The organism is Streptomyces sp. NPDC028907 (genome assembly GCF_055564995.1).
In genome coordinates, this window is the sequence record NZ_JBVHVE010000004.1 from 707757 (window position 1) to 734640 (window position 26884).

At 69.8% G+C, this 26884-nt stretch carries 24 protein-coding genes and 1 rRNA gene; 10 read left to right on the top strand and 15 right to left on the bottom strand.

Going from position 1 to position 26884, the window contains the following annotated elements; translation table 11 throughout:
• The first annotated feature begins 402 nt into the window (after window positions 1–402).
• Window positions 403–969, top strand: coding sequence for a DJ-1/PfpI family protein (locus ACZ4UU_RS15770; protein WP_468040130.1), 567 nt, complete (start codon window positions 403–405; stop codon window positions 967–969).
• A gap of 87 nt (window positions 970–1056) precedes the next feature.
• Here the strand turns inward: ACZ4UU_RS15770 and ACZ4UU_RS15775 are convergent, their stop codons facing one another.
• Window positions 1057–1722: an HAD family hydrolase gene (locus ACZ4UU_RS15775; protein WP_468040132.1), complete on the bottom strand. Its 666-nt coding sequence runs from the start codon at window positions 1720–1722 to the stop codon at window positions 1057–1059.
• A gap of 123 nt (window positions 1723–1845) precedes the next feature.
• Window positions 1846–2361 (bottom strand): DUF6912 family protein, encoded by a 516-nt coding sequence (locus ACZ4UU_RS15780; RefSeq protein ID WP_468040134.1) that lies wholly within the window; start codon window positions 2359–2361, stop codon window positions 1846–1848.
• A gap of 331 nt (window positions 2362–2692) precedes the next feature.
• Here ACZ4UU_RS15780 and ACZ4UU_RS15785 point away from each other — a divergent pair, with 331 nt between their 5' ends.
• Complete coding sequence (locus ACZ4UU_RS15785) at window positions 2693–3310, top strand: Rv3235 family protein (RefSeq protein WP_468040135.1); 618 nt, start codon at window positions 2693–2695, stop codon at window positions 3308–3310.
• A gap of 159 nt (window positions 3311–3469) precedes the next feature.
• Here ACZ4UU_RS15785 and secA read toward each other — a convergent pair whose 3' ends face one another.
• On the bottom strand, window positions 3470–6319 hold the full coding sequence (gene secA / locus ACZ4UU_RS15790; protein WP_468040137.1) for a preprotein translocase subunit SecA: 2850 nt from the start codon (window positions 6317–6319) through the stop codon (window positions 3470–3472).
• A 270-nt stretch (window positions 6320–6589) separates the two neighbouring features.
• On the opposite strand from secA, the gene ACZ4UU_RS15795 reads away from it, so the two are divergent.
• Together ACZ4UU_RS15795 and ACZ4UU_RS15800 are read left to right on the top strand one after the other, a co-directional pair.
• The gene (locus ACZ4UU_RS15795) at window positions 6590–7177 is read left to right on the top strand and encodes a GNAT family N-acetyltransferase (RefSeq protein ID WP_468040139.1); all 588 of its coding nucleotides are present in this window, start codon (window positions 6590–6592) and stop codon (window positions 7175–7177) included.
• A 231-nt stretch (window positions 7178–7408) separates the two neighbouring features.
• Window positions 7409–8635 (top strand): winged helix-turn-helix domain-containing protein, encoded by a 1227-nt coding sequence (locus ACZ4UU_RS15800; RefSeq protein WP_468040140.1) that lies wholly within the window; start codon window positions 7409–7411, stop codon window positions 8633–8635.
• A gap of 16 nt (window positions 8636–8651) precedes the next feature.
• Here the strand turns inward: ACZ4UU_RS15800 and ACZ4UU_RS15805 are convergent, their stop codons facing one another.
• The 4 genes from ACZ4UU_RS15805 to ACZ4UU_RS15820 all read right to left on the bottom strand — a co-directional run bounded on the left by ACZ4UU_RS15805 (window position 8652) and on the right by ACZ4UU_RS15820 (window position 12531).
• Window positions 8652–9398, bottom strand: coding sequence for a response regulator (locus ACZ4UU_RS15805; RefSeq protein ID WP_468040142.1), 747 nt, complete (start codon window positions 9396–9398; stop codon window positions 8652–8654).
• Window positions 9399–9599: 201 nt separating this feature from the next.
• A complete protein-coding gene (hpf, locus tag ACZ4UU_RS15810) occupies window positions 9600–10292 on the bottom strand; it encodes a ribosome hibernation-promoting factor, HPF/YfiA family (protein WP_468040144.1) in 693 nt (230 codons plus the stop codon).
• Window positions 10293–10607: 315 nt separating this feature from the next.
• Window positions 10608–11633, bottom strand: a complete 1026-nt coding sequence (locus tag ACZ4UU_RS15815) for a ComF family protein (protein WP_468040146.1) — start codon at window positions 11631–11633, stop codon at window positions 10608–10610.
• 214 nt (window positions 11634–11847) lie between these two features.
• On the bottom strand, window positions 11848–12531 hold the full coding sequence (locus ACZ4UU_RS15820; protein ID WP_468040244.1) for a hypothetical protein: 684 nt from the start codon (window positions 12529–12531) through the stop codon (window positions 11848–11850).
• Here ACZ4UU_RS15820 and ACZ4UU_RS15825 point away from each other — a divergent pair.
• On the top strand, window positions 12415–12771 hold the full coding sequence (locus ACZ4UU_RS15825; protein ID WP_468040148.1) for a hypothetical protein: 357 nt from the start codon (window positions 12415–12417) through the stop codon (window positions 12769–12771). The two genes, ACZ4UU_RS15820 and ACZ4UU_RS15825, sit on opposite strands and share 117 nt — an antisense overlap.
• Before the next feature lie 201 nt (window positions 12772–12972).
• Here the strand turns inward: ACZ4UU_RS15825 and ACZ4UU_RS15830 are convergent, their stop codons facing one another.
• The 7 genes from ACZ4UU_RS15830 to mtnA all read right to left on the bottom strand — a co-directional run bounded on the left by ACZ4UU_RS15830 (window position 12973) and on the right by mtnA (window position 20874).
• Complete coding sequence (locus tag ACZ4UU_RS15830) at window positions 12973–13248, bottom strand: hypothetical protein (RefSeq protein ID WP_468040150.1); 276 nt, start codon at window positions 13246–13248, stop codon at window positions 12973–12975.
• A gap of 100 nt (window positions 13249–13348) precedes the next feature.
• A complete protein-coding gene (locus ACZ4UU_RS15835) occupies window positions 13349–13747 on the bottom strand; it encodes a hypothetical protein (RefSeq protein ID WP_468040152.1) in 399 nt (132 codons plus the stop codon).
• 274 nt (window positions 13748–14021) lie between these two features.
• Window positions 14022–14702 carry a DUF6444 domain-containing protein gene (locus tag ACZ4UU_RS15840; RefSeq protein ID WP_468040153.1) on the bottom strand — a complete coding sequence of 227 codons (681 nt, stop codon included), beginning with the start codon at window positions 14700–14702 and terminating at the stop codon, window positions 14022–14024.
• Between the two features lie 259 nt (window positions 14703–14961).
• Complete coding sequence (locus tag ACZ4UU_RS15845) at window positions 14962–16803, bottom strand: LpqB family beta-propeller domain-containing protein (RefSeq protein ID WP_468040155.1); 1842 nt, start codon at window positions 16801–16803, stop codon at window positions 14962–14964.
• The gene (gene mtrB, locus ACZ4UU_RS15850; RefSeq protein WP_468040157.1) at window positions 16793–18871 is read right to left on the bottom strand and encodes an MtrAB system histidine kinase MtrB; all 2079 of its coding nucleotides are present in this window, start codon (window positions 18869–18871) and stop codon (window positions 16793–16795) included. The genes ACZ4UU_RS15845 and mtrB overlap by 11 nt, the downstream gene beginning before the upstream one ends.
• Window position 18872: 1 nt before the next feature.
• Window positions 18873–19562 carry a two-component system response regulator MtrA gene (gene mtrA, locus ACZ4UU_RS15855; protein ID WP_187283109.1) on the bottom strand — a complete coding sequence of 230 codons (690 nt, stop codon included), beginning with the start codon at window positions 19560–19562 and terminating at the stop codon, window positions 18873–18875.
• Between the two features lie 160 nt (window positions 19563–19722).
• Window positions 19723–20874, bottom strand: coding sequence for an S-methyl-5-thioribose-1-phosphate isomerase (gene mtnA / locus ACZ4UU_RS15860; RefSeq protein ID WP_468040159.1), 1152 nt, complete (start codon window positions 20872–20874; stop codon window positions 19723–19725).
• Window positions 20875–21014: 140 nt separating this feature from the next.
• Between mtnA and ACZ4UU_RS15865 the strand changes: the two genes are divergently transcribed.
• Genes ACZ4UU_RS15865 through ACZ4UU_RS15885 form a run of 5 tightly spaced genes read left to right on the top strand, consistent with a single transcriptional unit; the run spans window position 21015 to window position 26655 of the window.
• On the top strand, window positions 21015–22343 hold the full coding sequence (locus ACZ4UU_RS15865; RefSeq protein WP_468040160.1) for a DUF7847 domain-containing protein: 1329 nt from the start codon (window positions 21015–21017) through the stop codon (window positions 22341–22343).
• A gap of 4 nt (window positions 22344–22347) precedes the next feature.
• Entirely contained in the window at window positions 22348–23157 is an 810-nt protein-coding gene (locus ACZ4UU_RS15870; RefSeq protein WP_468040162.1) for a DUF4129 domain-containing protein, read from the top strand.
• The gene (locus ACZ4UU_RS15875; protein ID WP_468040164.1) at window positions 23154–24356 is read left to right on the top strand and encodes a DUF4350 domain-containing protein; all 1203 of its coding nucleotides are present in this window, start codon (window positions 23154–23156) and stop codon (window positions 24354–24356) included. The genes ACZ4UU_RS15870 and ACZ4UU_RS15875 overlap by 4 nt, the downstream gene beginning before the upstream one ends.
• Window positions 24356–25345 carry an AAA family ATPase gene (locus tag ACZ4UU_RS15880; RefSeq protein WP_468040246.1) on the top strand — a complete coding sequence of 330 codons (990 nt, stop codon included), beginning with the start codon at window positions 24356–24358 and terminating at the stop codon, window positions 25343–25345. Before ACZ4UU_RS15875 ends, ACZ4UU_RS15880 begins: the two co-directional genes overlap by 1 nt.
• The gene (locus ACZ4UU_RS15885; RefSeq protein ID WP_468040168.1) at window positions 25345–26655 is read left to right on the top strand and encodes a DUF58 domain-containing protein; all 1311 of its coding nucleotides are present in this window, start codon (window positions 25345–25347) and stop codon (window positions 26653–26655) included. The genes ACZ4UU_RS15880 and ACZ4UU_RS15885 overlap by 1 nt, the downstream gene beginning before the upstream one ends.
• Before the next feature lie 117 nt (window positions 26656–26772).
• On the opposite strand, the gene rrf is transcribed toward ACZ4UU_RS15885, so the two are convergent.
• Window positions 26773–26884, bottom strand: a 5S ribosomal RNA gene (gene rrf / locus ACZ4UU_RS15890); the annotation flags it as partial.

Consider the following 26884-nt stretch of genomic DNA (forward strand, 5'->3'; position numbering starts at 1 on the left):
CTGCACAGGGGCAAAGGGGGCGCGCAGGGCGTAACTGGCGGGGCGGGACACGGAGGGGGAGGCTGGGATGTGGGCCGACCCCAGGGCACGAACAGGAAACCGAGGCAAAACCACGCCCTCGGGGGCCGCGTGGTGTCCGAAAACAACGGTGCCCCAACCTTCGGACGCTGTCGCTGTGCGGCCTCCGAGAGGCACCCGGCACCTCGTGAGCGCCGGGTCGCGCGGCCCACCCCGCCTCAGCCGCAACGCCGGGCACCCACCGCCCACCGGCAACGGAAACCCACCTACCGGCGCCCCCAAGCCGCCCGCACCCCTTGGCAAGCCCCCGCCCCCGAGGCACGTTGCCCCTAAGGCCCGACGGAGACGCAACGGAACCACGGCCAAAAGAGGAGCGCACCCGAGATGACAGCGAAAATCCTCATCGTCACCGGCGACGCCGCAGAGTCACTGGAGGTCCTCTACCCCTACCAGCGCCTCCGCGAAGAGGGCTACGACGTCCACATCGCCGCCCCCACCCGCAAACAGCTCCAGTTCGTCGTCCACGACTTCGTACCCGGCTTCGACACCTACACCGAGAAACCCGGCTACACCTGGCCCGCCGATCTCGCCTTCTCCGAGGTGGACCCCGGCGACTACGCCGCCGTGGTCATCCCCGGCGGCCGAGCCCCCGAGTACCTCCGCAACGATCCCGAACTCCGCAAGATCCTCAAGTCGTTCTTCGACTCCGACAAGCCGGTCGCCCAGATCTGCCACGGCCCCCTGCTCACCGCGGCGATCGACAGCCTCCACGGCCGCCGCGTCACGGCGTACCCCGCCCTGGAACTCGACATGCAGGCAGCCGGCGCCACCTTCCAGGACGCCGAGGCGGTGGTCGACGGAGCCCTCGTCTCCTCCCGCGCCTGGCCGGACCACTCCAGCTGGATGCGCGAGTTCCTGACGGTGCTCCGGGCGAAGGCACCGGTGACGTAACCGGTCAGCCGACGCAGCCGCCAACCCGGGCCGACTTCACTGCCGGGCACATAGGACCGTGCCCGGCACCGGCACTGGGCCGCTCGCCTAAGCCGCCAACCGCTCCGCCTCCGCGACCGCCTCCCCCAACGTGTCCACCACCGGCACGCCCACCTCCTCAAGGCTCGCCCGGCTGTGCGACCCCCCGGTGTAGAGCACGGCCCGCGCCCCCACATGCAACGCCGCCACCGCGTCGTCGGCCGCGTCCCCGATCACCACCGTGCGAGCGGGGTCCACACTCATGAGCGCCTCGATGTGCCGCACCATGTGCTCGGCCTTGCTGCCCCCGGACGGCCCGGTCCGCCCGTCGACACGTATGAAGTGCTCCTCGATCCCGAACCCCCGCACCAGCGGCACGAGCTCGTCATGCCCGTACATGCTGAGGATCGACTGGCTGCGCCCCGCCGACCGCCATTCCACGAGCAGCTCCGAGGCGCCCTCGGTGAGCCCGCACCTCACCCGGTGCTCGGTGTAGTACCGGTGGAAGGTCTCGTCCATGACCTCCCACTCCGCGTCGGTCGGCAGCCGCCCCAGCAACCGCTCGTAGAACTTCGGCACCGGCACGCAGTACAGCGACCGGTACTGCTCCATCGTGATCGGGTCGAGCCCCAGCTCGCCGAACGCCGCGTTCGTCGCGCCGATGATCGCGTCGTTGTCGTGGAACAGGGTCCCGTTCCAGTCCCAGACGATGTGTGCCCCTACCTGCTTCCCCATGCCGAGAACCGTACCCGCCGCCACTGACAATCAAGAGAACGGCAGGTCAACGAGGCAGCGGAGAGCGGCCGCGGGGCAGGGAAGGGACAGGGGCAAGAGCAGGGGGACGGGGGCGGGGGCTCCTCAGTCCGCCTGCCCCACCAGGTTCGGGATCTCCTGAGTGGCGTACCAGAGCAGCTCGTGGTCCTCGGCCCCGTCCACGACGAACTGCGCGTCGTCGTCCCCGCCGTCCGCCGCGGCCAGCGCCTCCGCGGCCGCCGCCACGTCCGTCTCCGCGTCGCCCGAGTCGACGTGCACGGCGGCGGCCTTGGCCAGCGCCACGCCCTTGGCGATCCGCACCTCGCCCAGCGCCGCCGGATCCAGCCCTCGGCCCGGATCGGCGACGGCAGCCCCGTCGGGCACGTCGACGGCGACCACGACCCGGCGCCGTACCGCACCGCCGTCCGCCGCCAGCAGCCGCAGCGAGGCGAGCGCGGCGCGGTTCAGCGCCGCGTACTCCAACTCCTCGATGTCGTCGGAGAGATACCACTCGCGCAACGCGGGCGTGACGGCGTACGCGACGAGCGGCTCGGCCCCCAGTCCGCCCGTCTTGTACGCCTCGGCGAGCCCGGGGAGGGTCAGGGGGACGTAGACGCGCATGACTGACCGCTTTCGTACTCGTGAGGCTCGGCAAGGACCCGGAAGGAGGGGCGGGCCCCGTACCTCCCGGAGGGCCTTCAGGATACGTGCGGGCGTCCCCTTTCGAGTCCCCCTCACCCCCTCGCCCGGCGTCCACCCCGATCCACGGATTCACCCGGTACCGGCCCGTCATCACGGCCTTCAGCGCGCTCGCATCACCCAGATAAGTGAAGATTTCGCCCGCCGGATCGAGGGCGCCCCTTCCTTGCTTCCGGCGCCCGGAACCCCGTACAAGATCACCAACCTCGAAGTTACTGACCGGTATCCATCGGACTCACCGAACGGGGACCCCATGAACAAGGTCATGACCAGGACCCAGCACCGCCCCGGCACCCGCCCGCCGAGCCGCCGCGACACCCGCCGCCCCGGCGGCGCCCCGCCCCGCACCCCGGCCGGCGGCGCATCCCGTACGGCAGCTCCCGGCGGCCGCCCGCCCGGCTCACCCGGCACCCCGGGCGCCCGCGCCCGCACGAGCCCCGCGGACACCCGCCCGCCGACCGCGCCCACCCAGCCGCGAACGACCGTGCCGCCCGCGAGCGAGACCCCCCTGTGCGGGCGCGTCCTCCCTCACCCCCGCCCCACGGATGTCTTCGCCGACCGCCTGGTCCTCGTCCTGAGCGGCCAACGCCCCGTCCACTCGATGCTCCGCCACACCGCCGGCCGCGCCTACGACGAACTCGCCTGGCTGGCGGAACGCGGCCCCCTGCGCACCCGGGGCGCCCGCCCCGTCGTCCGCGACATCGGCTACTTCGAGCCCCGCGCGGGTGCCATCGAGGCCTTCGCCCGGATCGGCGCCGGCGACCAGCTGCGCGCCATGGCGTTCCGCCTGGAACAGGGCGGAGACCTGCGCTGGCGCTGCACGGCCGTGGAACTGGGCGGCCCGCGCAGGCCGCGTACGGACGACGACTGACCCCGGCTGACCACGACAGCGGCACCGACCGGCCCAGCAGTCGTCAGCGGGCCCCAGAAGCCTCCAGAACCCCGGCAGGGACCGCACAAGCCGAAGGGCCGGGCCCCCAGAGGAGACCCGGCCCTTCCAGCCACTACGGCACCGCATTCACGCCCGGCGCTACTTCTTACGGCGGCGCCCACCGCGGGCCTGCTTGCGCCGCTCCGCGCGCGTGAGGCCGTCGGCCTCGGAGCGCACCGGCTCGTCGCCGTTGTCGAAGTCGCCCTCGACGATGTCGCCCTCGCCGTCGACCTTCGGGGCGGTGTAGTGCAGCCGGTCCGGTCGGCGCGGGGCTTCGAGGCCCTTGGCGCGGATCTCGGGACGGGCACCCGCCTGGGCCGGCACGGCGTCCTTCTTCTCCAGGTCGGCGACCGGCTTGGCGTCCTCGACCGGGACCTCCTCGACCTGCTGCTCGACCTGGACCTCCAGGTTGAACAGGTAGCCGACGGACTCCTCCTTGATGCCCTCCATCATCGCGGTGAACATGTCGAAGCCCTCGCGCTGGTACTCGACCAGCGGGTCCTTCTGCGCCATCGCGCGCAGGCCGATGCCCTCCTGGAGGTAGTCCATCTCGTAGAGGTGCTCGCGCCACTTTCGGTCCAGGACCGACAGCACGACCCGGCGCTCCAGCTCACGCATGATCTCGGAGCCGAGCTGCGCCTCACGCGCCGCGTACTGCTCGTGGATGTCGTCCTTGATGGACTCGGAGATGAACTCGGCGGTCAGTCCGGCCCGGTCGCCGGCCGCCTCCTCCAGCTCGTCGACGGTCACCTTCACCGGGTAGAGCTGCTTGAACGCGCCCCACAGCCGCTCCAGGTCCCAGTCCTCCGGGAAGCCCTCGGCGGTCTCCGCGCCGACGTAGGCGTCGATGGTGTCGTCCATGAAGTGCTGCACCTGCTCGTGCAGGTCCTCGCCCTCCAGGACGCGGCGCCGCTCGCCGTAGATGACCTCGCGCTGACGGTTGAGGACCTCGTCGTACTTCAGGACGTTCTTACGGGTCTCGAAGTTCTGCTGCTCGACCTGCGACTGGGCGGACGCGATCGCGCGGGTGACCATCTTGTTCTCGATGGGCACGTCGTCCGGGACGTTCGCCATGGACATCACGCGCTCGACCATCTGGGCCTTGAAGAGCCGCATCAGGTCGTCACCCAGTGACAGGTAGAAGCGGGACTCGCCCGGGTCGCCCTGACGGCCGGAACGACCGCGCAGCTGGTTGTCGATACGGCGCGACTCGTGCCGCTCGGTGCCGAGGACGTAGAGGCCGCCGAGGTCCTTGACCTCCTCGAACTCCGCCTTGACCGCCTGCTCGGCCTTCTCCAGGGCGGCGGGCAGCGCCGCGGCCCACTCCTCGATGTGCTCCTCGGGGTCGAGGCCGCGCTGACGCAGCTCCGCCTCGGCGAGGTCCTCGGGGTTGCCGCCGAGCTTGATGTCCGTACCGCGGCCGGCCATGTTGGTGGCGACGGTGACGGCGCCCTTGCGGCCGGCCTGGGCGACGATGATCGCCTCACGGTCGTGCTGCTTGGCGTTCAGCACCTCGTGCTGGATGCCGCGCTTGGACAGCTGCTGCGACAGGTACTCGGACTTCTCGACCGACGTCGTACCGACGAGGATCGGCTGGCCCTTCTCGTGCTTCTCGACGATGTCGTCGACGACCGCCTCGAACTTCGCGACCTCGGTGCGGTAGATCAGGTCCGACTGGTCCTTGCGGATCATCGGCCGGTTCGTCGGGATCGGCACCACACCGAGCTTGTAGATCTGGTGGAACTCGGCGGCCTCGGTCATCGCCGTACCGGTCATGCCGCAGAGGCCGGGCTGTTCCTTGTCGGCGTGGTCGTGGCGCTTGTAGAGGCGGAAGAAGTTCTGCAGGGTGATCGTGGCGAGGGTCTGGTTCTCGTCCTTGATGTCCACCCCTTCCTTCGCCTCGATCGCCTGGTGCATGCCCTCGTTGTAGCGGCGGCCGGCGAGGATACGGCCGGTGTGCTCGTCGACGATCATGACCTCGCCGTCGATGACGACGTAGTCCTTGTCCTTCTTGAAGAGCTCCTTCGCCTTGATGGCGTTGTTCAGGTAGCCCACCAGAGGCGTGTTCACCGACTCGTAGAGGTTGTCGATGCCCAGCCAGTCCTCGACCTTGGCGACACCGGCCTCGTGGATGGCGACCGTGCGCTTCTTCTCGTCGACGTCGTAGTCGCCGGTCTCCTCGAGGCCCTTGAGCTGGTTGCCGGCCTCGCCCTTCTTCAGCCGGGTGACCAGCTTGGCGAAGTCGCCGTACCACTTGGTGGCCTGGTCGGCGGGGCCGGAGATGATCAGCGGCGTACGGGCCTCGTCGACGAGGATGGAGTCGACCTCGTCGACGATGGCGAAGTTGTGGCCGCGCTGGACGAGTTCGTCCTTGGACCACGCCATGTTGTCGCGCAGGTAGTCGAAGCCGAACTCGTTGTTCGTGCCGTACGTGATGTCGCACGCGTACTGCTCGCGACGCTGGGCCGGCGTCATGTTGGCGAGGATGCAGCCGACGTTCAGGCCCAAGAACTTGTGGACGCGACCCATCATCTCGGAGTCGCGCTCGGCCAGGTAGTCGTTGACCGTGATCAGGTGCACGCCCTTGCCGGACAGCGCGTTCAGATAAGCGGGCAGCGTGCCGACGAGGGTCTTGCCCTCACCGGTCTTCATCTCGGCCACATAGCCGAGGTGCAGGGCCGCACCACCCATGATCTGGACGTCGTAGTGACGCTGTCCGAGAACGCGCTTGGCGGCCTCACGGACGGTGGCGAAGGCCTCGGGCAGCAGGTCGTCCAGGCTCTCACCGTCTGCGTAGCGCTGCTTGTACTCATCGGTGAGTGCCCTCAGCTCGGCGTCGGAGAGGTCGACGAAGTCCTCTTCGATGGAGTTGACCTGGTCCGCGATGCGGTGCAGCTTGCGCAGGATCTTGCCTTCGCCTGCACGCATGATCTTCGAGAGGACGGACACGGGGGTTGGTCTCCTTGCCGGTCGGGCCTGGGACGGTCGGTTTCCATTTGACTTGACTGAGCAACGGCCATCGTATGCGAGGACCCCGCCACGCCGGGAGCCTGCCGTGGACGTCGAACGTCAGCTGCTTCAAATCTCCGTCAAAGGGACAACGGCCGGGGGCCGCGGATGGTGCCGCGTTCCGCCAACGAATTGTGCGAAATGCGTTCGCGCGCTCACACACCGCATAAGGGATGGCGCTTGCTACGGCCCCCCGAGCAGAATCGGCCGATGGAACCCGTCACGCTCTCCACCGGCCGCCTCCTCATGCGCACGGTCGGTCCGAAGGACACCCAAACCGTGTACGAGGCCGCCCAGGACCCCGACATCCAGCGCTGGACGACGATCCCCTCGCCCTACCTGTACGAACACGCCCGGAGTTTCACGGAGCAACTGGCTCCCGAGGGGTGGGCCGACGGTTCGACGCTCACCTGGGGCCTCTTCCTCCCCGAAGGGGAGGAACTGGTGGGCATGCTCGGCCTCACGATGCGTTCCATGAGCAGCGCCGAGATCGGCTTCTGGGGCACAAAGGAACACCGCGGCAACGGCTACGTCACCGAAGCCGTCCTCACCGCCGCCCGCTTCGCCTTCGTCGACCTGTCGATCGACCGCGTGGAATGGCGTGCGGAGGTCGGCAACACCCCGTCCCGCGCCGTTGCGGTCCGAACCGGCTTCACCCTCGAGGGCACCCTCCGCTCCGCCCTGATCCACCAGGGCGTCCGCCGAGACTGCTGGATCGGCTCCCTGCTCCCCTCAGACCTGGGCCTCCCCTCGGCAGCACCGTATCTGCCCGCCCCGGCCAGCCCGTCCGACGCTTGAGAACGAGCCGCACTCTCAGCCCGTCCGACGCTTGAGGACGAGCCGCGCTCTCAGCCCGTCCGGCGTTTGAGGACGAGGCCCGGAGGGCCGATGGCGGGGTCTGGGGGCGCAGCCCCCAGCGGGGTCGAAGGGGCAGCGCCCCTGGGGACGGGACGGGTAGGGGCGGCGGGGGCGAATCCAAACCCCCAGCTCACCCGCCACTGTCAGTGCCACCCTCTATCGTCCGAACCCATGACGACCCCGCGCCCCACCACCGAACTGACGGCAGACGAAGCCCGCCGCATCGCCCTCCGCGCGCAGGGCTTCCTCGGCGCCCCCGACCGCAGATCCGGCGTCCGCGGCATCCTCCGTCACCTCGGCGCGGTCCAACTCGACACCATCTCGGTCCTCGCCCGCTCCCACGAACTCATCCCGTACGCCCGCCTGGGCGCGGTGGGCCGCAAGACGATCGAGACCGCCTACTGGACGACGGCATCCAGGCCCACCACAGCCACGGCACCCACAGCAACCGCGCCCCCGGCCGACCCCCACACGTTCGAGTACTGGTCCCACGCCGCCTGCATCCTCCCCATCGAGGAGTGGCCCCACTTCGCCTTCCGCCGCCGCGCCTACCGCAACCGCCCTCACTGGAACCACGACCTCCCCGACGGCACCTACGCCCAGGTGATCAAACAGCTCCGCACCGAAGGCCCGCTCACCGCGACCGACCTGGGCGGCGCGAAGAAGACCAGCGACTGGTGGGACTGGTCCGGCACAAAGGTCGCCGTCGAACGCGCCCTGATGTACGGCGAGGTGGTCTGCGTAGAGCGCCGCGGCTGGAAGCGCGTCTACGACCTCGCCGAACGTGCCGTCCCGGACGCTCTCCTCCACGACGAACTGGACGACACCGAGTGCGTACGCCGCCTGGTCCGCCTGGCCGGCCAGTCGCTCGGAGTGGGCACACGCGCGGACATCGCCGACTACCACCGTCTCAAGGGCGAACAGGTCGACGCGGTGATCGCCGACTCGGGCCTGGTCCCGGTCACGGTCGAGGGCTGGGGCAAGCCGACCTGGGCCGACCCCGCGGCCCTGGAGATGCCGGCGCGCGGCCGGCACCGTACGACGCTGCTGTCCCCGTTCGACTCCCTGATCTGGGAGCGTGCCCGCACGGAGCGGATCTTCGGCTTCACCCACCGCCTGGAGGCCTACGTCCCCAAGCAGAAGCGCGTCTACGGCTACTTCGCGATGCCGGTCCTGGCCGGCGGCCGTCTCGTCGGTCGGGTGGACCCGGCCCGCGAGGGCCGCACCCTGGTCGCCAAGCAGGTCACCCTGGACGGCCCGAAGGCGGTCCCGGCAGTGGCCCAGGCACTGGTGGAAGCAGCGAGCTGGGTGGACTGCACGGACGTCCGAGTGGAACGGGTCGACGCCCCCGACCTACGCGAGCCACTCGCCAAGGAGCTCAGCCGCATCCTCGGGTGAGCGTTGACGGCCCGCGTCACCGGATCTCGAGGATCTTCTCCCGCATCGCATACACCACGGCCTCCATCCTGGAGTGCAGCTGCAGCTTCTCCAGGATGTTCCGCACATGGTTCTTCACGGTGTTCTCGGAGATGAACAACTCCTTGGCGATATCCCGGTTGTTCATCCCCGTGGCGACCAACTTGAGAACCTCCAGCTCGCGGTCCGTCAGCCGCGGCGCGGGCACGAGCCGACGCTCGTCCGTGCGCTGGATCATCGACTTGAACTCGGTGAGCAGCTTCGACGCCATGGACGGACTGATCTGCGACTGCCCGTCGGCCACCGCACGAATGGCGGTGGCCACCTCGTCCGTGGAGATCTCCTTGAGGAGATAACCGGTCGCGCCCGCCTTGATCGCGTCGTAGAGGTCGGCCTCCTCGTCGCTGATCGTCAGCATGATGATCTTCGCGCTGGGGGCCACCTCCTTGATGGAGGTGCAGGCCTCGATGCCGCCCCGCTTGGGCATCCGTACGTCCATCAGGACGATGTCCGGCAGCAGGTCAGCGGCCTTGTCGACGGCTTCGGCGCCATCGCCCGCCTCCCCCACGACCTGGATGTCCTCCTCGGCCGCGAGCACGATCTCCAGTCCACGGCGGAACAGGGCGTGGTCGTCCACGACGAGGACTCTGATCGGCTCCTTGCGTGGAGAGCCCATGTCAGGGCCCATGCCGACGACATCGCCGTCGGCATCCTCGTCCCGCATCGGTCCGAAGCTGTCCGCCATCGTTCCTCCCCCTGAGGCTGTGGCTGGTCGTTTGCCATCGCCAACCCAAGGCTGCGGCCCACCGGTTGGGCCGGTGCGGCCATGATTTCATGCCCGGCCGACACTACGGTGACGTGCGGGGCGCGTAGTGGTCGCACACCGGTGCCCCTGGGGGCGCACACCGCGCTCCAGGGGCACCGGCTCAGCTGTCAGCAGGGCGGGTCAGCCGCCCAGCGTGCCACCAGCCGCAGGGGACTGCGCCCGGGTGACCATCGGATCCGTGTTGAGGTGGATGACCCCGTAGTCATACGCGTGCCGCCGGTAGACGACACTCGGTTCCTTCGTCTCGGAGTCGACGAAGAGGTAGAAGTCGTGCCCGACCAGCTCCATCTCGTAGAGGGCCTGGTCGAGGGTCATCGGGGAGGCGACGTGCGTCTTCTCGCGCACGATGAGGGGGCCTTCACCCTTGACTTCCAGCGAGCCGATCTTCTTGGTGGGGACGCCGTCCGGCTCTTCTTCCTGGAAGGTGTGGCCATTGCCGTTGAGCGTCGCCGCGCCCGGAACGTGGTCGGGGACCTCGGCCGCCGTGAGTCGGCGTGCGCCTCGGCGCGAGAAACGCTTGTCGTGCTGCTTGCGCAGCCGGGCATCCAGCTTCTCCGCCGCGAGGTCGAGTGCCGCGTACGGATCGCTGGCCGCTGCCTCCGCCCGGATCACCGGACCGCGGGAGCGGAGGGTGATCTCCACTCGATCGCTGCGGTCGGCCTGTCGCGGGTTGGGCTCCTTGGACACCTCGACGTCGAGGCTGATCACCTTGGCATCGAGCCTCTGGATCTTCTCCAGCTTCAGCTTCTCGGCCACGTGCTTGCGGAACCGCTCGGGCACCTCGGTCTTGCGGCCCTTGACGACGATGTCCACGCAGAACTCCGTTCCCGGATCGCCCCGCTCCATCGGCGGAGCATCTCCCTTTTGCACCAGGCTCCGGTGAGCCCCGGAACCTCGGACTCGGTGACTTCCACCTCCTCCTCCCCCATGGGCAAGATCTCCACCCCATGGCCGCGGGTGATTGCGCAAAACCCGTGGCACGGCATTCGGATATGACGGGGATGGCCTGCGCCTTTCCCTCACAACCGAACATATCTCGCCCGGACGGATGTCGTCACCCTCTACTGCGGCGTACCTCCGTTCAGGTGAATTGAGCCTCTCGTTACCTGCAACGATGCAAGTTCTCAGTCAGTTCCGGTTTATTTCGAAAGAATCCGGCGAAGCAGCGACCACGGCCGCGCAGATCAGGGCACGACCATGTCCCGCGCCCATGATTCCCGGCATCTCCCGCACCCGCCGCACAGCGCCCTCCGTCGATCCGGCCGTCCGTTCCTCTGTGCTTTCCCGACTTCCCGCCAGGTACACAGCCGTTGTCCGGTCACGCGGCGCCCTCTTGTCACACGCGTCGCGCTCCGCGGTCACCCATCCATACGCGTCAACCCCCTCCGCCGTTCTGTCGTATCCGCTCCTTTCCTGTCCCTCCTCCGCCATGGCCACCCGCACGGCACGCGCCGCCTCAGCCAGGGACGCACCCGTCGTCATCAGGTCGTCGACGAGCACCACCGGCCCACCCGCGAGCAACCGTGCTCCCCCGGGAGCGACCGCCAGCGCGCCCGCCAGATTGTCCAGCCGCTGCCGGGAGTTGAGCCCTGACTGATCGGCCATCTCACGCCCCTGTCGCAGCACGGCGAGCACCCGCGCCGACGTCCCGGCCCGCCGCAACTCACCCGCGGCCGCGAGCGCGATCCGCCGCGCCGGATCATGCCCCCGCGCCCGCACCGCGCCACGCCCCGACGGGACCGGCACCAACAGCACAGGCGCACGAGCACCCTCGATCCGTCGATCCCCGTCGGCCCGTACCCGAGCCTCCCAGGACCGCACACCACCTCGCGCCGACGCCCCGCTGCCGTGCGCACAGGCCTCTCGAAGCCCAGCCCGAACAGCCCCCGCCAGGGCCGTACCGAGCGGCGCCGCGAGCGCCAGCGCGCCGCGCTCCTTGTGGGCCAGCAGCACTGCCCGCGCCTCGTCCACGTACCGTGCCGCCGCGTGCACGACCGGCAGTCCCGGCGGCTCCGGAACCGGCCGCACCCGGCTCGGTCCGGTCCCGTTCAGGACGGCACGGCACTCCGGGCAGAGCACCGTGCGAGGCCTCCCGCAGCCTCCGCACTCAGCCGGCAGCACCAGGTCGGTGAGGTCCTGCCACCACCCCCGCATGCCCACCACTGTGCCAACACCCGCGCCGACCGACCACCCCTGTGGATAACTCCCTGTGGAAAACTCCAGCCCCCGGGCAGACGCCCGCCTCATCCCCCACCCGCGCCGGATTCCCACTCCACGTAAAAATGCAGCAGCCGCCCTCGGCCGGAGTCCCACCCCGGCCAGAAACGGCCGCCGCATTCACCGTCGTCAAGCCTCAACCGCCCGGTTCCTACGCAACCTCACCCCGTAAACATCCGGTGCGGGGAGTGTCATGAATTGCCCGATAGACCCTCCGGCGCGCGCTGAGTGATGGTTTTGGGCGTGTGGTGACGGCCGGTGACCGTGGTGGTCGTCGGCTGGCGGGGGGGGTCAGGTGCGGGTTGCGGGTGGGAGCCAGGTGGTTCCGGTGAAGGCGTCGTGGAGCCCGGTGAGGTGGTTGACAGTGTGCTTGGCGGCGGTGGAGAGCCCGCCGCGGATCAGGTAGCAGTCCTTGGCGCGGTCGAGGTCGGTGAGCCGGCCGGAGATGTTCTCCTGGATCTTGGCGGGTCTCAGGTCGCGTTCGGCCTGGTTGGAGGTGGGGGGATGCGCAGGTCGGTGGTGAAGCGCAGGAAGTCGCCCTCACGGTCGCAGAGGGCTTCAGCAACAGGCGGGTCCTCCGGGCGCCGGGCTGGGTGTCGTCCAGGTACTCGGTCGCGGCGAGGCCGATACGGACGGCGGCGCGCAGGCCGCGCACACGTAGGTCCTTGATCCGCTCGGACAGGCGGGTCCCGCCGCGTGTGCGGGCCTGGTTGGCGCGGTGGATCAGCTCGCGCAGTTCGTCGGCGAGCTGGACGGGCCAGGTGTTGCCGGGGTAGAGCTCGGCCACGCCGGCCTGGTCGCGCAGCACGTGGGCCAGGCACAGCTGGTGCTCCAGCTTGCCCAGCTGTGCGCTGTCGTAGGTGTGGTAGCGGTCGTGGACGGCGACCGCGCCGGGTTCGAGGTCTGGCGGAATGTCTTCATGGAGCCACTCAGGTTCGGCCCGTACTCGACGCGGCCGCCGCCCTCGCCGGCAGGCCGGGCGGCAGTGTGCACCTTGCCTCAGGAACAGGCCACCGCGTGCTGGTCGTACTGGGTGACGGTCACGGTGACCAGCGGGATCTCGTGCTGCCAGTAGCGGTCGACCACGCCCAGGTCAACAGCGGCCGCCAGGTCGGCTCCGCAGGCGCAGGGGCCGTCAGGGAAACGCTGCTCGTGGTGGTCGAGCTCGTCCTCCTCGCACCGACGCAGTGCGGTGCCGGGCGCGCCGGCATGCTTGCCCTTACCTCGCCCGGACGGCGTCGCCCGCTGCTTACGCGGTGGGATGCGGCCCGGCCCGTCATCTCCCCGAGGGCGGCATCGACGAGTTCGAGCTGTTGCGCGAGACCAAGTGCCGCAGCCGCTCCAGCTCGGCCTGCTGCTGCTCGAACTGCTCCATCAGCATGGACAGCTGCGCGGCCATCGCCTGGACCTGGCTGTTCTGCCGCTCAATCACCGCATCCTGCTCAGCGATCCGGGACGCCTGCTCGCAGGCGAACTCAACCAGCTCACCATGCGACAGCGACTCCAGGCCAGACGCACCATGATCCAACCACAACGCCGCAGTGGCACTCACGGGGCGTCAGCAAGCCAGCCCAGCCCGACGATCCGGTGAACGTTTGCATATCGAACACCTCCCTCGACGGCACAGGAGCCTTGTCACAAGGGCTCACTGGCTACTTGGTCACGTCCTTGATCCAAGTGGAGCAGTCGATCCATCCGGGGAGGTTGCCGCTGAAGTCCTTCGCACAGGCCTTGAACTGGAACGTGGTCCTGTGGGGAATGTTCGAGATGCGACAGAACTCCGCGCCGTTGTTCGCGCCGTTCCGGTCGTCGCACGACGTTATCTCACTACGGCCGGGGAACTTGATGCGGAGTACCATGCTGTAGCTGTCGGCCCTGGTGTCCGCGACCTTGAACTTGTTGTTGTCGACACTGTTGAACGCCCCGTATCCCCGACCGTTCTCCGCATACGCGAACTGATAGGACCCGATCGCGTTCGCCGGGGCCTGCGCCAGAGCGACACAGGCGGCGGCACCAACCACGACAGGCAGAACACGCTTCATACGGAACATACGCGCCCCTCACCCTCTTCTACTCTCTTGACACACAGGCTCTGACAGCGGCGACTCTGTCCGGCCTTCACGGAGTGATCATGCCTCGACGAACCCGATTTGCCAAGGCAGTTCAGGAACTTGCGCCTTCTCATCCATTCGGAATCCCGAAGCAAGATCGTTGATTCAACGAGAGCGTAGGATTCCAGCACCGGAACGAGAGCATCCGCCTGTCAAAAGCCGATCGCCGTCAGGCGGTGCGGTGCAAACATTCAGCCCGATCGCGTGTAAGCATTCAGAAGGTCGGTCGTACGCCTGCCTCCTGACGACGTAACAGGTGCGGGGTGGGTGCGGCAGGATCCGTGGTCATGGCGTCCGCTCTGGGGTCTGCGTCGCGTGAGGATCTCCTCGCGCTGATCGGGCTGCTCCAGCGGCAGGTGGCGGCCGCACAGGCGCGGGCGGAAGAACTCGCGGTGGCCGACGAGCGGTTGCCCCCCGGGGGGGCGGAGCTGGAGCGGCGTCTTGGCCGGAACTCGGGGAACTCCTCGATGCCGCCGTCCAGCGACACCTTCGGGCGGCCGGAGAAATTCGCGGTGTGCACCTGCCCGCAACCGCAGGCCACCGCGTGCTGGTCGTACTGGGTGACGGTCACGCTGACCAGCGGGATCTCGTGCTGCTGGTAGTGGTCCACCACGCCGGGATCGGTGGCTTCGGCCAGGTCGGCGCCACAGTCACGGGCCCCCATCGGGTAACGGTCGAGGCGGTCGTCGAGCCCGTCCTCCTCGCGCCAGCGCAGCGCGGTCCCCGGCGCACCCCTCTGCTTGCCCTTCGCCCGCCCGGGCGGTTTCGCCCGGCGCTCCTTGCGCGGCGGCGTCCGGCCAGAATCGTCGTCCTTCGAAGGCGGCATCGAGGAGTTGCCGCTATTACGCAACAGCAGGTGCTCCACCTTCGCCAGCTTCTCCAGCGCCTGCTCCAACCGCTCACGACCTCGGCGAGTTGGGTGGCCAGGACAGTGATCTGAGTATCCTGACGAGCAATTGCCTCAGCCTGGTGCCGCGTGAGCGCGATCAGCTCCTCGCGAGACATCGGCTCCGGCTCCGGCTCCGGCTCCGGCTCCGGCTCCGGCACACCGTGATCCAACCAAACCCGGCAGAGCGACGGTCGCGAGGGCCCTAATGGGCCGTCACATGTGGACGAGCACAGTTCAATCTGCGATTACCCGCTGAATGTTTGCCTCACCCCGGATAGACCGGCGCGGTCCCGTCCGCCATCACTTTCTGCCACTGGGCCCCGGACGGCAGCCGCACGACCCCGTCCTCCGAGTACCCGACGAGCGGAAGCCGCGGGTCCTCGGAGGCGGTGATCTGCTTCACCCCGCTGAGGGCCGCAGGCGCGGGCCCCTCCGGCGTGGAGCCGTCCACCTGCGCGTACCGCAGTGTCTGCACGCCGTCCTTCTCGCGCCCGACCACGACGAGTCGGCTGTCACCGGACCACGACATGGTCGTGACCTCCTCCATCTCGGGCGTGGCGGACCGCAGTTCGTGCACCGAGACAGTCGAACGCTCACTCGACTTCCCGTCCTCGTTCCGCTCGATCCACCCGATCAGCAGCGAGGACTTCTCGCCCTGCTTCACCACGAGCGCGATGCGCACGCCGTCGGCGGCCACCCGCACGGACTCGATCCGTCCCTCCAGCCCCGGCGGCATCTTCACGACAAGCGGATCGCCCACGCCCTCCTTGAGCAGAAGCAGCCGGGGGTTGCCGGGATCTCGGTCGGCCACCCACAGATCACCCTGGGCGTCCCAACTGGGCGCCGAGAGCCGCTCACTCTCCGTCTTGCCCGCACTCGTCAGCTCGGGCCCACCGAGCGAGCCGCCCGAGACCAGCGCCCCGACGTACAGGCGCTTGCCGTCGAGCCCGACGCCGGCCGCCATGTCCTCGTCACGCGACACTGCCACGGACCCCAACTGCGCGTCGCCCTCGCCGAGGACGCCCGGCACGGGTTCGGGCCCGGTGTCGTTGTTGGCGGCGGGCAGCCGTACCAGCCGGTGCCTGGCGTCGAGGAAGTACAGGTAGTTGGCGCTTTCCCCAGACCCACGCGTGGCGACGTCCTCCGCCCTGCTCTCGTCCAGCGCGCACAACTGCCTGCCGCCCGCCCTCAGCGCGACCTCATCCACGGTGGGGGTGAGGTTCCGAAGGGTGAACAGCACCTGGGCGGCCATCTCGTTGCACTTGGCCGGCCCGACCCGCGCGGCCTTGTCGTTCAGCGGCACGGTCAGCCGGTTCTGGTCGTCCGGCGTCAGCGTCGTGGAGTCGTCCTTCAGCGTCGTACCGGTGGGAAAGCTCGACCTGACCACCGGGTCGAGCCACACAGTGGGCCCCTTGAGTAGGGAGCGCACCGTCTGTGTCACGGGATCGCCGTTCCGGCGCACATAGACGGGATCGGCTACGGTCGCCATGTGTGGGAAGACCCCGAGCGCGGTGTTCGCGGCGAAGTAGTACCTGTCGACGGACATGTAGTTGCGCTGGAAGTCCGACCTGCCCATGACGACACCGCGCGGCGGCACATCGATGCGCCACCGCTTGGTCTTCTTGTCCTGGGTAAGGTGTATCGACTCGCTGTAATCACCGCTGGCGGGCGAGTACGACTGCTCTGCGTCGACCGTGGCGACCTTGGTACCGGTCAGCGTGTAAGACAGGTTGTCGGTCTCCTTCCGGCCTCCCAGGCGCTCGACGTCGGCGCTCGGTCCGTTGGCGAGCACCATCGTGGACCTCTGGGGCTGCCAGTTGTCCGACGCCTCCTCGGTCAGGTACTTGCGCGTTATCTCGTAGCCCGGATCGTCGCTGGTCAGTGCCTCCAGAAAGCCGGACACGACCTCCGAGGGCGAGGCGTCCTCACGCGGCGGCACGGCGAACACCCGTACCTGGGTGTCCTGGCGCGGCGTGGAATCGACGCCCTGCAGATTGCCGCTGTCGGGCATCGAGGCGCATCCCGCCAGCAGTACGGCGCCACAGGCGGCGTACACCACCGCGCGCCTCGACCTGCGCCGGGCTCCCCCTTCGCGCTCAGCGCCCACGCGATGCCTCCCCGTGCTTGCTCGACTCCTCGTTGTCCCCGGCTTCCTCGCCAGGCGGCTCCCCCGCGCCAGGCGCCTCGTCCAGGCGCCGCGCTCCCGAAGCGGGCCGGGGGACCACGCGCGCACCGGTTCCGGGCAATGCCGTCGGATCGGCCTTGGGGACCGTCGCCGTTCCCAGGCGGGACGCGATCGGGTCCCTCGACGGCATCCCGGCTACCTGGTCGCCCTTGGGCTGAGCCGGCTCCGTCGCGGTCTTCTCGGTGCCGCCGCGCGGCAGACCGGCGTCATTAAGTCCACGATTGCGTCGCGAATCCTTGGGCTCCAGGGGTATCGGCGAGCCCCGCAGCGGCTCGTCGGCGGTCCGCGGCAGCGTCAGCCGGAACTGTGAACCGCCACCCGGTTCGCCCCACGCCTGCAGCCAGCCGCCGTGCAGCCGCGCGTCCTCCAGGGCGATGGACAGCCCCAGCCCCGTACCGCCCGTGGTACGCGCGCGTGCCGGGTCGGCCCGCCAGAAGCGGCTGAAGACCCGGGTCGCCTCACCGGGCTTGAGTCCGACGCCGTAGTCACGCACCGAGACCGCGACCGCCCCACCCGCCGCCGCGAGCTTTACGACGACGTCCTTCCCTTCCCCGTGCTCGACGGCATTGACGACGAGGTTACGCAGCACGCGCTCGACGCGGCGGGCGTCGGCCTCGGCGACGATGGGCTGCTGTCCACCGACGATGCGTATCTGCGTGCCCTTGCGCTCGGCGAGCGGCTCGGCCCCGCTGACGACGCGTCGTACGACTTCCCTGAGGTCGATCGGCTCGGCCTCCAGCGCCGCCGCACCCGCGTCGAAGCGGCTGATCTCCAGCAGATCGGCGAGCAGCGACTCGAACCGGTCCAACTGGTCGGCCAGCAGCTCCGCCGACCGCGCGGTCACCGGGTCGAAGTCTTCGCGCGCCTCATGAATGACGTCGGCGGCCATGCGCACGGTCGTCAGCGGCGTGCGCAGCTCGTGCGACACATCGGACACGAACCGCCGCTGCATCCGCGACAGGTTCTCAAGCTGCTGGATCTTCAGTTGCAGGTTCTGCGCCATCTTGTTGAAGGCCTCGCCGAGCCGCGCGATGTCGTCCTCGCCGGTGACCTTCATCCGTTCCTGAAGCTGTCCGGCCGACAACCTCTCGGCGATGCCAGCCGCCATCCGCACAGGCGTGACGACCTGGCGCACCACGAGCCAGGCGATGGCCCCGAGCAGTACGACCACGAAGAGTCCGGCGGTGGCGAGCGTCCCCTTGACCAGGCTGAGCGATTTCTCCTCCTGGGTGAGTGGGAAGAGGTAGTACAGCTGGTACGGGTCGTCGTTGGGGTCGTTGACCTGCTTGCCGATGACCAGAGCCGGCTGTGAATCTTTGTGCGCCGCGCTCAGGTAGACGATGCGGGTGTAGCTCTGGAACGCGCCTGTAGCGCTGTCGATCCGCTCACGCAGTGCCTGGGGCACGCTCGCCGTCGGGTCGACAAGGCCGGAGCCACGCCGCCCTCGTCCGCCGCTGTCACTTCCCGCGGAGGCGGGGAGCGTCACCACCTCGAAGGCGCCCTGCCCGCCACTGGAGAGCGAGGAGACGAGCTCGGTCATCCACGAGCTGACGTTTTGGTCGAAACGCTCGTCCGCCGTCGAACCGTCGTCAGCTGTCCCGGCCGCCACCTCTTCCGCCCGCTGCTTGGCCACCGCGAACCCGCCCGCCGCCTGGCTCTGCGAGGCCTTCACCTTGGCGTCCAGCAGGCCGTTGCGCACCTGCCCGATGACGACGAAGCCCAGCAGCAGGACCACGCCGAGCGACATCAGCAGCGTCGTGGCGACGACCTTGAGCTGGATGTTGCGTCGCCACAACCGCATGACGGGCAGCAGCGGCCGGCGCACCCAGCGCAGCACGAGCCGAAGGACCGGGCTGCCCTGGACGCCTCCTTGCAGCAGCCCGCCCTCGAGAAACCGCCCCCAGCGGGAGCCCGCCTTCTTCCGGCCGACAGGCCGCTCCGGACGGGCCCCGGTCCGACCGGGGGCCGCAGCGGCACTGTCCCCGAACATGTCAGCTCGGCCCTGCCTTGTAACCGACGCCCCGGACGGTCACCACGATCTCCGGCCGCTCAGGGTCCTTCTCGACCTTGGAACGCAGCCGCTGCACATGCACGTTCACCAGACGGGTGTCGGCCGCGTGCCGGTAGCCCCACACCTGCTCCAGGAGCACCTCGCGCGTGAACACCTGCCACGGCTTGCGGGCCAGCGCGACGAGCAGGTCGAACTCCAGCGGCGTCAGTGCGATCGACTGCCCGTCCCGCTTCACGGAGTGCCCGGCCACATCGATGACGAGATCACCAATGGCGAGCTGCTCGGGCGCCGGCTCCTCCGACCTCCGCAGCCGCGCCCGGATCCGGGCCACGAGCTCCTTCGGCTTGAACGGCTTCACGATGTAGTCATCGGCGCCGGACTCCAGGCCCACGACGACGTCGACAGTGTCGCTCTTGGCCGTCAGCATCACGATCGGCACCCCGGACTCCGCCCTGATCAGGCGGCACACCTCGATGCCGTCCCGTCCGGGCAGCATCAGGTCGAGCAGCACCAGATCAGGCTTGGCCTCCCGGAACGCGGCCAGCGCCTTGTCGCCGTCGGCTACGAAAGACGGCTCAAAACCTTCACCACGCAGCACGATGCCGAGCATCTCGGCCAGTGCAGTGTCGTCGTCGACGACAAGGACTCGTCCCTTCATAAACGACATCATCCCATTCTCATAACAGTGGCGAAGGCTCAGGTGAGATAGGTCACCGGCCAGTGACCTTAGTCGTACGTCGTCACCACTGTCTGCCCTGGGCCGGATCACAGGGTGTGATGATTGGCCGGGTTCACCCCACTCTGCCCGACCTGTGAACCCGGTATCCGCCTCAGAACGTCGGCGTGACGTGCCTCGCCCGGGCACACAGCTCGGCCAGCGCCTCACCCGTCACAGGCGACACCGCCCCCTGCTCGGTGACGATCGCCGTCACCAGCTCGGGCGGCGTCACATCGAACGCAGGGTTGTACGCCTGGGTCCCCAGCGGAGCCACCGGTATCCCACCCCCCGGCTCCGCTCCCGCCACCGGCGCCTGAGGCGCGGCGATCTCGGTCACCTCGAACCCCGGACGCTGCTCCACCTCGATGGACGCCCCGTCGGCCGTGTCCAGATCGACCGTCGTCAGCGGCGCCACCACGATGAACGGCACATGGTGGTAGCGCGCGAGCACCGCGAGCGGATAACTCCCCACCTTGTTCGCCACCGAGCCGTCGGCCGCGATACGGTCCGCCCCGATCAGCACCGCGTCCACCTCACCGGCCGCGAACAGCGAGCCCGCCGCGTTGTCCGTGAGCAACGTGTACGCCATCCCGTTGCGCGCCGCCTCGTACGCCGTCAGACGGGCCCCCTGCAGCAACGGCCGCGTCTCGTCCACCCACAACCGCCGCAACTGCCCGGCCCGGTGCGCCGCGAGCGCCACCGCGAACGCCGTACCCTCACCGCCCGACACCAGCGCCCCGGTGTTGCAGTGCGTGAGGATGCGGTGCCCACCGCCGGGCAGCAGTTCGTCCAGCAGCGCCAGCCCTCGCTCGGCCATCCGCGCGCTGGCCGCGGCGTCCTCCTCGTGCAGCGCCCGCGCCGCACCCAACGCCGCAGCGGCCGCCCGCTCCGCGTCCCCGCTCCTGGCGAGCTCGGCCCGGTGAGCGGCTTGAGCCCTGCGTACGCCGACGGCGAGGTTCACCGCCGTGGGCCGAGCACCCGCGAGCGCTTCCGCGGCGTCATCCACGTCGAACCCACGGGCGGCGGCGAGCGCGACACCGTACGCCCCGGCGATCCCGAGCAGCGGCGCCCCGCGCACGGCGAGCGAACGGATCGCCTCGACCAGCACGGGCGCGTCCGTACAGACCAGCTCGACCTCCTCGGCCGGCAGTCTCGTCTGATCGAGAAGAACCAGTACGGGACCTTCGGGTGGTTCGTCCCACCGAATCGCCGGAATCTCCTTGGGCCTGCCGTCCTCGCCGGATTGCGCGTACTGATCAGCCATATGGTCAGTCTGCCCGTTGTCCGGCGGACAATTGAAGGTGTCCAGCCCATACCGCGGCCGGTACGTCCCCGGCCGCCCCATGGCACGATGGCTGCCAACCTGCCGCCGCGACCGCGGACGGGCACCGTGAAGGAGCGACGATGAAAGACACGCCGGGCTGGGCCTCGCCCGGATCCGCCGCGTCCGACGGACAGGAACCCGGCGCGTCCGGCCCTGCCGAGCCCGCAGACCGTCCCGACCCGGCGCCGCAGCCGGGAACGGACCCACAGGACTCCGGCCCGAAGTGGTCCAAGGATCAGCCGCCCCCCGGCCAGTGGTCCGCCCCGGCAGCGCCCCAGGCGCCCGGCCGGACCTCGCCACCCCCACCGCCGCCCGGCCCGGGCTGGGGAGCCCACCCACCCGCGGGCCCCGGCGGATACGGCGGCGGCCACCCGGGCTACGGCGCCCCGGGCCCGGGCCCCTGGGGCAGCGGCTGGGGCGGCCCGCCGCCCGCTGCAAAGCCCGGCGTGATCCCGCTGCGCCCGCTCGGCGTCGGCGAGATCCTCGACGGCGCGGTCTCCACCATGCGCACCTACTGGCGCACGGTCCTCGGCATCTCCCTGACCGTCGCGGTCGTGACGGAGATCCTCGTCATCCTCGTCCAGGGCCTCGTCCTGAACGACCGCCTCGACACCGAGGCCCTCGACGACCCGAACGCCACCCTCAGCGAACTGACCCGCGCCACCGGCGACGCCCTGATCAGCTCCAGCGTGCTCCTCTTGATCTCGGTGATCGGCGCGATCATCGCGACCGCCCTGCTGACGACGGTCACCAGCCGCGCGGTACTCGGCAAGTCGGTGACCACCGGCGAGGCCTGGCGCGACGCCCGCCCACAGGTACTGCAACTCTTCGGCCTGCTCTTCATGCTGCTGCTCATGGTCTTCGGCGTGGTCCTCGCAGGTGCCGTGCCCGGCATCCTGGTAGCCGCAACGGGCGCCGGCGCGGCGGGCGGAGCACTCACCGTCTTCGGCATCCTCGGCGCCGGCGTCGTCGCGCTGTGGCTGTGGTTCCGCTTCTCCCTCGCCTCGCCCGCGCTGATGCTGGAGAAGCAGGGCATCATGAAGTCCCTGAGCCGCTCCGCGAAGCTGGTCCGCGGCTCGTGGTGGCGCGTCTTCGGCATCCAGTTGCTGGCCACGATCATCGCGAACGTCATCGCGGCGATCGTCGTCATCCCCTTCACCTTCCTCGCCGGCGCCGTCAGCGGCGACGGTGCCACCAGCTTCCTCAACGGCACCACCGAATTCGGCTGGACGTTCCTCCTCATCAGCGGCGTCGGCTCGGTGATCGGCTCCATGATCACGTTCCCCATCACCGCCGGCGTCACCGTCCTGCTCTACATCGACCAGCGCATCCGCCGCGAGGCCCTCGACCTCGAACTGGCTCGAGCAGCCGGCGTCCAGCACTACGGCACCGGCACCCCGGGGAGCTGAACACGTGAGCCTGGCGGGGGGAGTTCTCACTACGGCGTCAGCACTGCCGGACACGGTCGGACGCGCACTGCTCGGCGTCGGCAACACATCCGTACGTTCGCTGCCGCGCCTCGGCGACACGTCCATGGCGGCGCTGCTGGCCGGCTCGGACGACGAGCCGCCGCTGACCATTCCACGCGACCCCGCGCGGGAGGCGGCCCGGCGTGAGCTGTCCAAGGGCATGTACCACGAGAACGACCCCAGCTGGTTCCAGCGCGCCCTGGACGCCTTCTGGGGCTGGGTCGAGGACCTGTTCAGCAGCGCCTCGACCGTGGCGCCCGGAGGACCGCTCGGCCTGGTCGTCGTCATCCTGGTCATCGTGGCGGTCCTCGGCGCCCTGTGGTGGCGCCTGGGCACCCCCCGCCGCCACCCCACCTCCTCCCCCGCCCTGTTCGACGACCGCCCCCGCAGCGCCGCCGAACACCGCGCCGCCGCCGAGGCACACGCCGCCCAGAGCCACTGGAACCAGGCCGTCCAGGAACGCATGCGGGCCATCGTCCGCTCCCTCGAGGAACGCGCACTTCTCGACGTCCGCCCCGGCCGCACCGCGGACGAGGCGGCCGCCGAAGCAGGCCGCTCACTGCCGTCCCACACGGACCGACTGCACGCCGCGGCCCGGGACTTCGACGACGTGACATACGGCGGCCGGACCGCAACCCAGCAGGCGTACCAGCGCATCGCGGAACTCGACCGCGCCCTGGAGAGCACCAAGCCCCAGCTCGCGAGCAGCGCCCCGAGCACGGCCCCCAACGCCCGCCAGGGAGCCGCCGAATGACCACCGAGGCCACGCTCCCGCCCACCTCGGCCTCGCCCACCGCACGCCAACTGTGGACCCGCACGCGAGGCGTCGTCGCCGCCGTCGTCCTCCTGCTCGTGGCGGCCGTCGTGATCGCCACGATCCGCTCCGACGCCCGGCACGGCACCCTCGACCCACGCTCCGCCGACCCCAGAGGCAGCAGAGCGGTCGCCGAACTGCTCGCCGACCGCGGCGTCGACACACACGTGGTCACCACCCTGGACGAGGCACGCGCCGCGGCCGCCCCGGACACCACCCTCCTGGTCACCGCCCCCGACCTGCTGACGCACCGTCAACAGACCTGGCTGCGCTCGTCGACCGCCGGCTCCGGCGGCCGTACCCTCCTCGTCGCCCCCGGCAGCTGGTCCGTCGAACGCCTCGCCCCCGGCGTCACCGCGGACCCCGCCACCAGCCTCGACTCGGAACTCACCCCCGACTGCGCCCTGCCCGCCGCCCAGCGCGCGGGCACCGCCGACCTTGGCGGCGTCCGGTACACCACCACCCACCTCGACGCCGACGAGTGCTACCCCAGCGAGCGTCTGGCCACCCTCCTGCGCATCCCGGACCCGACCAAGGGCGGCGACACCGTCGTCCTCGGCTCGCCCGACATCCTCTACAACGACCACCTCGACGAGCAGGGCAACGCCTCGCTCGCCCTCCAACTCCTCGGCTCCCGCCACCACTTGGTCTGGTACCTCCCCTCGCTCTCCGACACGTCGGCCGCCGACGCGGACGACGAACGCAGCTTCTTCGACCTACTCCCCTCGGGCTGGCTCTGGGGCACACTCCAGCTCTTCATCGCCGCAGCCCTGGCCGCCCTCTGGCGGGCACGCCGACTCGGCCCCCTGGTGCCCGAAAATCTCCCCGTGGCGATCCACGCCTCCGAAACCGTCGAAGGCCGCGCCCGCCTCTACCGCAAATCCAACGCCCGCGACCGCGCGGCCGCCGCTCTTCGCTCCACCACCCGCACGCGCCTCGCCCCCCTCGTAGGCGTCCCTGTCACTCAGGCGCACACGCCCGAGGCCCTGCTCCCAGCCCTGTCCTCCCACCTCCACAACCACGGAGACGGACAGGCCCTGCACACCCTCCTCTTCGGCCCGCCACCCAGCGACGACGCGGCACTCATCGCCCTCGCCGACCAACTCGACGCCCTCGAAAGAGAGGTACGCCGTCCATGATGGACCCGACCACTGACAACGCCGGGAACACCGGGGACCCGGGCACCGCCCGTGCCTCCCTGGAAGCCCTGCGCGCCGAGATCGCCAAAGCCGTGGTCGGCCAGGACCCCGCCGTGACCGGCCTCGTCGTCGCCCTCCTCTGCCGCGGACACGTACTACTAGAAGGAGTCCCCGGGGTCGCCAAAACGTTGCTCGTCCGCGCCCTGGCATCCGCACTCGAACTCGACACCAAGCGCGTCCAGTTCACCCCCGACCTCATGCCGAGCGACGTGACGGGCTCCCTCGTCTACGACACCCGCACCGCCCAGTTCTCCTTCCAGCCCGGCCCGGTCTTCACCAACCTCCTCCTCGCGGACGAGATCAACCGGACACCCCCCAAGACCCAGTCCTCCCTTCTGGAAGCCATGGAGGAACGCCAGGTCACGGTCGACGGCACTCCCCGCCCGCTCCCCGACCCGTTCCTCGTCGCGGCGACGCAGAACCCGGTGGAGTACGAGGGCACATACCCCCTCCCCGAAGCTCAGCTGGACCGTTTCCTCCTCAAGCTCACCATCCCCCTCCCCTCCCGCCAGGACGAGATCGACGTCCTCACCCGCCACGCCGAGGGCTTCAACCCGCGCGACCTGCGCGCCGCGGGCGTACGCCCCGTCGCGGGCCCCGCAGACCTGGAGGCGGCCCGCGCAGCGGTGGCCAAGACCACCGTCTCCCCGGAGATCACCGCCTACGTGGTCGACATCTGCCGAGCCACCCGCGAATCGCCCTCCCTCACCCTGGGCGTCTCCCCCCGCGGCGCCACGGCCCTCCTCGCCACCGCCCGCGCCTGGGCCTGGCTGACCGGCCGCGACTACGTCATCCCCGACGACGTGAAGGCCTTGGCCCTCCCCACCCTCCGCCACCGCGTACAACTCCGCCCCGAGGCCGAGATGGAAGGCGTCACCGCCGACTCCGTGATCAACGCGATCCTCGCCCACGTCCCCGTCCCCCGCTGATGGCCCTCACCGGACGCGCCGCACTCCTCGCGGCCCTAGGCTCCCTCCCCGTAGGCATCTGGGACCCCAGCTGGACAGGGCTCCTTGCGGTGAACGCCCCTCTGGTGGCGGCCTGCGCCTGCGACTTCGCTCTGGCCGCCCCCGTACGACGCCTGGGCCTGACCCGCTCCGGCGACACCTCCGTACGCCTGGGTGAGGCGGCCGACGTCACCCTCACGGTGACCAACCCGTCCAACCGCCCGCTCCGCGCCCACCTCCGCGACGCCTGGCCTCCCAGCAGCTGGCAGCCCGGCACGGAGGTGGCGGCCTCCCGCCAGCGCCTCACGGTCCCCGCCGGCGAACGCCGCCGCATCACCACCCGCCTACGCCCCACCCGCCGGGGCGACCGCCAGGCCGACCGCGTGACAATCCGCTCGTTCGGCCCCCTGGGCCTCTTCTCCCGCCAAGGCACTCACAAGGTCCCCTGGACGGTACGAGTCCTCCCCCCGTTCACCAGCCGCAAGCACCTGCCCTCCAAACTGGCCCGCCTGCGCGAACTCGACGGCCGCACCAGCGTCCTCACCCGCGGCGAAGGCACAGAATTCGACAGCCTGCGCGAGTACGTCCCCGGCGACGACACTCGCTCCATCGACTGGCGCGCCACAGCCCGCCAGTCCGCGGTCGCTGTACGCACCTGGCGTCCCGAACGCGACCGCCACATCCTCCTCGTCCTGGACACCGGCCGAACCTCGGCAGGCCGCGTCGGCGACGCACCACGCCTCGACGCCTCCATGGACGCAGCCCTCCTCCTGGCCGCCCTCGCCTCCCGAGCCGGCGACCGCGTGGACCTTCTCGCCTACGACCGCCGAGTACGCGCCCTTGTCCAGGGCCGCACAGCAGGCGACGTCCTCCCCTCCCTGGTCAACGCGATGGCCACACTCGAACCCGAGCTGATCGAAACAGACGCCCGAGCCCTGACGGCCATGGCACTCCGTACGGCCCCCCGGCACTCCCTGATCGTGCTGCTCACGGCCTTGGACACAGCGCCGATCGAGGAAGGCCTGCTCCCGGTCCTGTCCCAACTCACCCAGCGCCACACAGTTCTGCTGGCATCAGTAGCGGACCCTCACATCGCACGGATGGCAACTGCACGCGGAAACACAGACGCCGTGTACGAAGCAGCAGCCGCCGCCCAGGCCCAAACCGAACGCCACCGCACTGCCGAACAACTCCGCCGCTACGGCATTACGGTCGTCGACGCGACGCCAGAGGAACTCGCACCTGCGCTGGCGGACGCCTATCTGGCTCTTAAGACGGCAGGGCGCCTGTAACGACATGAGCTGAAAAGGGATCTCCCACGGAGATCCCCTATCTCAACCAGCACAGGGAGCTGGAAATGCAGACAGCCCCCGGACCGGTATCCCCGGCCGGGGGCTCTCTCACAATTTGTTCGGCGGCGTCCTACTCTCCCACAGGGTCCCCCCTGCAGTACCATCGGCGCTGTAAGGCTTAGCTTCCGGGTTCGGAATGTAACCGGGCGTTTCCCTCACGCTATAACCA